General features: G+C 68.4%; 6 protein-coding genes. All 6 read left to right on the forward strand.

Annotated elements, in window-relative coordinates:
• Positions 1–446, forward strand: a 446-nt coding sequence (locus PMI01_RS25715; protein ID WP_035038575.1) for a hypothetical protein, incomplete at its 5' end; no start/stop codon positions are given.
• Between the two features lie 55 nt (positions 447–501).
• Positions 502–1,701 (forward strand): helix-turn-helix domain-containing protein, encoded by a 1,200-nt coding sequence (locus tag PMI01_RS25720; protein WP_007676709.1) that lies wholly within the window; start codon positions 502–504, stop codon positions 1,699–1,701.
• A 171-nt stretch (positions 1,702–1,872) separates the two neighbouring features.
• On the forward strand, positions 1,873–4,164 hold the full coding sequence (locus tag PMI01_RS25725; protein WP_007676711.1) for a TonB-dependent receptor: 2,292 nt from the start codon (positions 1,873–1,875) through the stop codon (positions 4,162–4,164).
• A gap of 85 nt (positions 4,165–4,249) precedes the next feature.
• Positions 4,250–5,449: a phosphatidylinositol-specific phospholipase C1-like protein gene (locus PMI01_RS25730; RefSeq protein ID WP_007676713.1), complete on the forward strand. Its 1,200-nt coding sequence runs from the start codon at positions 4,250–4,252 to the stop codon at positions 5,447–5,449.
• Between the two features lie 228 nt (positions 5,450–5,677).
• Positions 5,678–6,358: a heavy metal response regulator transcription factor gene (locus tag PMI01_RS25735; RefSeq protein ID WP_007676715.1), complete on the forward strand. Its 681-nt coding sequence runs from the start codon at positions 5,678–5,680 to the stop codon at positions 6,356–6,358.
• A complete protein-coding gene (locus PMI01_RS25740; RefSeq protein WP_007676716.1) occupies positions 6,355–7,785 on the forward strand; it encodes a heavy metal sensor histidine kinase in 1,431 nt (476 codons plus the stop codon). Before PMI01_RS25735 ends, PMI01_RS25740 begins: the two co-directional genes overlap by 4 nt.
• The last annotated feature ends 279 nt before the right edge of the window (positions 7,786–8,064 follow it).

The raw sequence follows: 8,064 nt of genomic DNA on the forward strand, positions 1-8,064 counted from the left end.
CGCTGATATCGACCCTGCGGATCGCCGCCGTGAGCCTGGCGGTCGGCGCGCTGACCTTCGGCCTGGGCGCGCGGCACGGACTGGTCCCGGCGGCGCTGTGCGGCCTGCTCTACGGCTGGGGAAGCGGCGGCGTGCTGATGAGCCTCTGGGCGTTGACGGCGGCGGCCGTGCGCGATCGGGGGAAATCCAGCGGCGCGACGGCGACGTTCGGGCTTCTGACCTTCAGCACCAAGGTCGCCCTGGCGCTCTCGGCGTTCGGAATCGGCGAGTTCCTCACCCTCGGCGACTATCGAACCGACGCCGGAGGGCGGCTGCTGGCGCTGATGACCGCGGCGCCGCTGATCGGCGCGACGGCCTGCCTTGGCCTGTCGGTCTTCATCCTGCCCCCGGCCCTCGCGCGCGACCGGAAGCCCGCGCCGCGATCAACGGCCCCGCAGATCGGTTGAGTCCGGAGCGACCTGCCCGTAAAGGCTGGCGGGTTCGACGAACTCGGGAACAGTGATGCCCCCTCGCCCGGAAGCCGACATCGATCAGGTCTTGCAGGCGGCCTTGGCGCTGGTCGCGGCCAACGGCCTGAAGGCCCTGACGCTGAGGCCGCTGGCCGAGAAACTGCAAACGACGGTGTCCGTCCTGTCCTACAGGTTCGGCCGCAAGGACGCCTTGCTCGCCGCCGTGATCGAAGCCGCCCGCGACGAGGACAGCGCCTTTCTGGACCTGTGGCTGGCCCGCATCCAGGCGGTCACCCTTCTGGACGGCCACCGGATGGCCGACCTCGCCGACACCGTCCTCGACGACATGGCGCGGCAGCATACCGCCCGCAACCAGTTCTATTGCGAGCTGCTTCAAGGGGCGGTGTGGCGGCCGGAGATCGTCGCGCCCTTGGGTCTCTGGAAAGCCCGGCGCCTGGCCTTCTGGCGAGCCGCCACCCAGGGCCTGAACCAACCGGACCTGGCCGAGGCCCTGCACGCCTACAGCACCGACGAAGGCGCTCACGGACTGGCCCTGGGCGACAACGCCGCCTATCGCTGGCTGCGCCGCCTGAACCTCGGACGCCTGTGCTCCGGGCTGAGCCCGGACGACGGCGCCGCCGACCTTGAGTTGTTCACGATCTTCCACGCGGCTCTGGGCGACCTGCTCGGCCTGGCCGGCGACCGCTATCAGGCCTCCAGCATGACCGACTGGCAGGCGCGGGTCGCGCGGCACATCTCGGGATTGATCATCACCGAAGGCGCCGACGCGGTGACCCACCGCGCCATCGCCGAGCGCGCCGATGTGCCCCCCTCGACCCTGGCCTACCACTTCCCCCGCCAGGAGGACCTGCTGAGGGCGGGGCTCGAGGACGTCATCGTCAGGCTGCAAGGCGATGTCGACCGACGCCCGGTGTCCCCGCCGGCCTCGGCGCCGGAGCAGAGCGGCGTGGAGATCGCGCGGGCCACCTTCGCCATCGCCCTGGCGGCCACGCGAATGGCCAGCCTGCGCGGCTTCGCCGCCGACATGCGACGGCGTCGCGGCGAGAACTACCATGTCCAACTGCGCCGCGAAGCCGGCGGCGCCCCACGGTTCGACCTCCTGGCCGCCCAGGCCATGTCGATCACCGGCATCGGACAGGTCATCCTCTCGGGCGGTCTCGGGGCCGCAGAGGCGGAAAGAGGTTTCGAGTTGATGGGCCGGATGCAGGGCGCGGCCTCCGAGGAACGCTAGGGCCGCCCATCGGGTTGCCTGCCCCATCCTCGACGAAAATCGTACAAGTGTATTCTTTTGGCGCTGGCGAGCCATTTTCAAGCCCCACACTTTCGTACAACCGTCACGCACCCGTCACGCCCGGGTGCTACCCGCCCCCTCATCGGCCTAACGCCCAGGGGATTTTTGACCATGCCATCGACGCGCCGCACCCAGTTGGGGCTTCTGCTGTCCGCCAGCGCCAGCCTTCTGCCGTTCGCACAGGCGTATGCGCGCCCCGCGGAGGCGCCGCCCGCCGCAATTGAGGCGACCACCCCCGCCACCGAACTCGAAGCCGTCGTCGTCACGGCCCAGCGCCGCAGCGAAAGCCTGCAGGACGTGCCGATCTCCATCACCTCGGTGAGCGGCGAGACCCTGGAGAACTCCGGCTTCCAGGCGGTGACCGACCTTCAGTACATGGTGCCGGGCGTGCAGTTCGACCCCAAGAACGGCGCCGCCTTCCAGATCCGCGGCGTGGGCAGCACGTCCTTCGACTTCTCGAACGAAAAGTCCGTCAGCCTGGTCCTTGACGACGTGGTCATGGACGCCCAGCGCGAAAACGGCATGACCGGCCTGACCGACATCCAGCAGGTCGATGTGCTGATGGGCCCGCAAGGCACGCTGTTCGGCAAGAACTCGACGGCCGGCGTCATCGCCATCACCACGGCCAAGCCGGTGCTCGAAGACTGGTCGGCCAAGGTCGGCGCCAGCTATGGCGAGCGCAAGGACCGCAACCTCAACGCCATCGCCAACATCCCGCTCGGCGACAAGGTCGCGCTGCGGGTCACCGCCTTCGACCAGGGCCAGCAGGGCTATGGCCGCTACACGGTCCTGGACACCCACCTGGGGACGTTCAAGGAGCACGGCTATCGCGCCAAGCTGCTGTATCGGCCGATCGACGACCTCGAGGTCATCTACACCCACGACTATCAATATCACTGGGACAACACGATCCGCATCGGCGTGTCGGGCGCGCCGGCGAACGTCGCCGCGCTGCAACTGGCCTACGGCGTGACGCCGGGTCCGAAGAACCCCGACAGCGCCGACTCCTCGATGGGGATGATCAAGACCTCGTCGTCGGGCGACTCGCTGCGCGTCCAGTACCAGGTCGGCAAGGACACCCTGACCTCGATCACCGCCTACCGCGAGACGGCGTACGACAACGACACGCCGGCCGACCTCGTGCCGACCGACAAGTACGCCTACATCCCCTACAACTCCGGCCGCCTGGACACCTCGAAAGTCAGCCAGGAGTTCCGCTGGGCGTCGCCGACCGGACAGGTCGTCGAATATGTCGGCGGCCTGTTCTACAACCGGTTGCTCGCCGCCCAGACCCAGCTGCAATGGGCCACTCTGGGCGCGCCGCTGGTCTCGCCCACCGGCGTCAAGCTGACCAACTTCTTCGCCCTGACCGGCGCCATCGGCGCGGACGGCAACGCCTCGCTGTTCAAGGCCCAGAACACCACCACCGCCGCCTTCGGCCAGGTGAAGTTCAACATCGACCCCAAGGCCAGCATCGCCTTCAGCGGCCGCTACACGTCGGACAAGAACTCGCAGTCGCAGGACTTCGTGACCATCGACCCCCTGCCGATCACCGGCGTCAAGGCCACCTTCACCGCCACCACCGCCAAACCCTATCTGTCGCGCGGCACGGTCAAGGGCGAGAACTTCTCCTATCGGATCGCCGGCCAGTACAAGCTCTCCGATGACGCGATGCTCTATGCGACCTATTCGACCGGCTACAAGCCGGGCGGGGTCGCCTTCGTCGGCAACAAGTACGCGCCCTTCAAGGACGAGACGGTCAAGAGCTACGAGATCGGCGTGAAGTCGGAGCTGTTCGGCCGCCGCGTGCGCCTGAACCTGGATGTGTTCAACTCGGAGTTCACCAACTTCCAGGCGACGATCCTGACCAACATTCCCGGCAGCGTCCTGCAGCAGGCCGTCATCGGCAACGCCGGCGGCCTTCGCAGCCGGGGCGTGGAAGGCACGCTGGCCTGGCGGGCCTCGGAGTCGGTCACCATCAACGGCGCGGCGACCTATGCCGACGCCAAGTTCACCGACTACGTCTACAACGCCACGACCGACTATACCGGCACCACCCTGACCAACGCGCCGAAATGGTCGACCTTCGTCAGCGTCAACTACGACCATGACGTGGGCGCGAACCTGCGGATGCGGGCCAATCTCGACTACGCCTACCGCAGCAAGACCTGGACCGTGGTCGGGCAGCCCGCCTATTCGGAAGTCCCGGGCTACGGCCTGGTCAACGGGCGGATCAGCCTGACGCCGGAGAACAGCGACATCGAGTTCGGCCTCTACGGCCGCAATCTGCTGAACACCTACTATTCGACCGGCTACCAGCAGTACGGCGCGCTGGGCCTGCTGCACTACACCGCCCGCGACGCCTACCGGACCGTGGGCGTCTTCGCCAAGTACGCCTTCTAGAGCCCCCTCTCCCACCGCTCACGACACCGAAGCTCCCGCCCGCGCCGCGCCGGGCGGGAGCGCCCCCTTTTTCGCAGGATTCCCCATGCCCAGGCTTTCAGTCTCGCCCCTCGTCCTGGCCGGCTTGATGATGACGACGCCGGCCCTCGCCCAGGAGGATCCGGGCCTGAGCCCCGACCTCAAGCTCAACCAGATCCAGGTGCTCGGCACCCACAACAGCTACGCCCAGCCGGTCGACAAGCGCCTGCTCGCCGTCGTCGATCCCATCTTCGGCCGCATGGAGAGCGACATCGCCACCAAGCTGCCGCCCGCCGCGGTGGCGTTGTTCAAGGAAGAGCACCCCAACAACGTCCTGATGAGCGAAGGCCTGAGCTACGAGCACCCCGACCTGACGACCCAGCTCGACAACGGCATGCGCAGCCTGGAGATCGACGTCAATCCGGACCCGAAGGGCGGCAATTTCCTGGATCCCGCCGGCTATCGCCTGCTGCGCTCGAAGGGCGTCACCGACCTGCTGCCCTTCGACGCGACGGGTCTGGAGCAGCCGGGCTACAAGGTGCTGCACATGCCGGACATCGACTTCCGCAGCCATTGCCCGACCCTCAAGCTGTGCCTGACCCAGATCCGCGACTGGTCCGACGCCCATCCCGGCCACGTGCCGCTGTTCATCATGATGGAAGCCAAGGTTTCCGACATTCCGATCCTGCCCAACCCGACCCGCACCGTACCCTTCACCCCGAAGCTGTTCGACGACCTCGACCAGGAGATCCTGTCGGTGTTGGGCCGCGACCGGCTGATCACCCCCGACGACGTGCGCGGGTCGCACGCCACGCTGAACGCGGCGATCAAGGCTGGCGGCTGGCCCACCCTCAAGGCGGCGCGCGGCAAGATCGTCATCATGATGATCACCGCCACCGGCGAAGCGGCGACGAAGGGCTATCTCGAAGGCCACCCGTCCCTGAAGGGCCGCGTCGCCTTCCTGCGATCCGCTCCGGGCGAGGATCACGCCGCCTTCCTGATGTTCGACAACGCCCTGGTGCGCCAGAAGGACATTCGCGCCTATGTCCAGCAGGGCTACATCGTGCGCACCCGCTCGGACATCGAGACCTTCGAAGCCAAGACCAACGACATGACCCGCGCCAACGCAGCCTTCGCCAGCGGCGCCCAGGTCGTCTCGACCGACTTCGAGCACGCCGGCAACGCCTATGGCACGCCCTACGTCGTGCGCCTGCCGGGCGGCGGCGTGGCGCGATGCAACCCCGTGCTCAAGGACAAGTGCCGGTAGGATCGGCGCCAAGGACCGATCCGGTCGGATTTGTCATTTTCGCGTCAGCGAGGAGACTGGATCGGTCGCCGATAGTCCGGTTTCCTCGCCCTGTCGGCTCGCGGACCGTTCCGCCCCCCGTCGCGGCCCGCTCAGGCCTTCAGGCGCGAGGATCCACGCTGTAGGCTGACGCCCTGTCGCGGAATCCCGTCATGTCCGCCGCGCGTTGATAAGGGGCGCATCGCCGCCATGAAGATCCTGATCGTCGAGGACGAGCCCAAGACCGTCGCCTACCTGCGCAAGGGGCTGACGGAGCAGGGCTACGCCGTGGATTTCGCCAGCGACGGCGAGAGCGGCCTGCACCTGGCCCAGACCCTGGACTACGACGCGGTGATCCTCGACGTCATGCTGCCGCGCCTCGACGGGATCGCGCTGCTGGAGCGCCTGCGCCAAAGCCGCCAGACCCCGGTGATCATGCTCACCGCCCGCGACAGCGTCGACGCCCGCCTGCAGGGCCTGGGGACCGGCGCGGACGACTATCTGGTCAAGCCGTTCTCCTTCCTGGAACTGCTGGCGCGGCTGCAGGCGATCACCCGGCGCGGCCGCAACGAGTCGACCTCGATCACCGTCGGCGATCTGCACCTGGACCTGCTGTCGCGCCGCGCCACCCGGGCCGGCAAGCGCCTGAACCTGACCGCCAAGGAATTCGCCCTGCTGGCCGTGCTGGGCCGCCGCCAGTCGCAGATCGTCTCGAAGACCGCGATCACCGAACTGGTCTGGGACATCAATTTCGACACCAACACCAATGTCGTCGAGGTGGCGATCAAGCGCCTGCGCGCCAAGATCGACGGCGCGTTCGAGAGCAAGCTGCTGCACACCATCCGGGGCATGGGTTACGTGCTGGAGCACCGGCCCGAGGAGACCCCATGATGCCGACCTCCATCGCCGGACGCCTGACCCTGATGTTCGCCGTGGCGACGGGGCTGGTCTCCGCCCTGGCCGGCACGGCCATCTTCGTGTTCCAGACCCTGGAGCTGAAGCGGCACCAGGCCGAGGAGTTGCGGGCCCGCTTCGAGATCGTCGAGACCATGGTCCGGCACCTGGGCGGGGCCGACCGCTGGCCGATGCTGGCCGACAAGCTGACGTCCTTCACCCCGGCCAACGACAGCATCCGCTATCGGGTCGAGAGCCCCGATCCCCGCTTCGCCTACGGCGCGCCCTGGCCGGCGGGGGCCCAGGCCCAGGGGCCGCGCGAGGGCGTCGGCTATGTCCGGTTCGACCGGCGGCGCTTCATGACCCTGTCCCAGGTGGTGCCCCCCTACCGCGAGCGTCCGGCCGTGCGCCTGACCATCGCCGCCGACACCGCGCCCTTCGACGCCTCGGGGCTGGTCCTGGGCGTCGGGGTGCTGGCCGCCTCGCTGCTGACGGTCGCCGCGGTGAGCCTGCTGGGCCGCCGCATCGCCAAGGGCGGGCTGGCGCCGGTCGATCGGCTGTCGCGGCACGCCGCGGCCCTGAACCCCGACGACCTCAGCCTGAGGATGCCGACGGGACAGCTGCCGGCGGAACTGAAGGGACTGATGGCCGCCTTCAACGGCGCCCTCGACCGCCTGCAGAACGCCTATGTCCGGCTGTCCTCGTTCAACGCCGACGTCGCCCACGAACTGCGCACCCCGCTCAGCAACCTGATCGGCCAGACCCAGGTGGCCCTGTCGCGCACCCGGCGGATCGACGAACTGGAAGAGGTGCTGCACTCCAACCTGGAAGAGCTGGAACGGCTGCGGACCATCATCAACGACATGCTGTTCCTGGCCCGGGCCGACCAGGGCGCGATGGCCGCCAACCTCGCGCCGACCTCGCTGGCCGCCCTGGTCCGCAAGACGGCCGACTTCCTCGACGTGCTGCTGGAGGAAGCCGGCGTCACCCTGCGGGTGGAAGGCGACGCGACCATCGCCGTGGAGGAGTCGCTGCTGGGCCGCGCGATGACCAACCTGCTCGACAACGCCATCCGCCATGGGGCCGGGCCGGGCCTGGTGACCGTGACCATCGAGGACCATGGCGACCAGGTCTGCATCGGCGTGCGCAATCACGGGACGCCCATCCACGAGGCGCACCTGGCCAGGCTGTTCGATCGCTTCTACCGCCTGGATCCGGCGCGCGAGAACAGCGGCGACAGCCACGGCCTGGGTCTGGCGGTCGTCAAGGCCGTGGCCTCGATGCATTGCGGCAGCGTCTTCGCGCGCTGCGAGGACGGCGAGGTGCTGGTCGGCCTGTTCCTGAAGAAGCGCGCCCCGGCCGAGACCTCCGCGCCGCGCCCCGCCGGCGCGCCGATCAAGCCGGAGCTGACCCAGCCGGTGTAGGCCCCCTTTATCCTTGGGCCGGACTCCAAGGTCCTCCCCCCGTGGGGGAGGCGGCCGAAGGCCGGTGGGGGGAGTTGTAGAATGCTCGATCCAGGTTGTGGCCATCGGCCTATTCCTCCCCCCTCCGTCGGCTTCGCCGACACCTCCCCCATAGGGGGAGGACTTGGGACATGCGACTTCGACCTCGGGCTTTCGCGACGAGTTGGATGAGGAGGCGCGGAGCGGCCGGGCCCAGCCCGGATGACCGTGAGGATTGTGTTTGCGTTTCGGCGTGGACCG

Source organism: Caulobacter sp. AP07 (genome assembly GCF_000281955.1).
Taxonomy (GTDB): Bacteria; Pseudomonadota; Alphaproteobacteria; order Caulobacterales; family Caulobacteraceae; genus Caulobacter.

Coding starts and splice junctions, on each gene's coding strand:
- PMI01_RS25725 (WP_007676711.1), top strand. CDS start 1,873: ATGCCATCGACGCGCCGCACCCAGTTGGGGCTTCTGCTGTCCGCCAGC.
- PMI01_RS25735 (WP_007676715.1), top strand. CDS start 5,678: ATGAAGATCCTGATCGTCGAGGACGAGCCCAAGACCGTCGCCTACCTG.
- PMI01_RS25720 (WP_007676709.1), top strand. CDS start 502: ATGCCCCCTCGCCCGGAAGCCGACATCGATCAGGTCTTGCAGGCGGCC.
- PMI01_RS25740 (WP_007676716.1), top strand. CDS start 6,355: ATGATGCCGACCTCCATCGCCGGACGCCTGACCCTGATGTTCGCCGTG.
- PMI01_RS25730 (WP_007676713.1), top strand. CDS start 4,250: ATGCCCAGGCTTTCAGTCTCGCCCCTCGTCCTGGCCGGCTTGATGATG.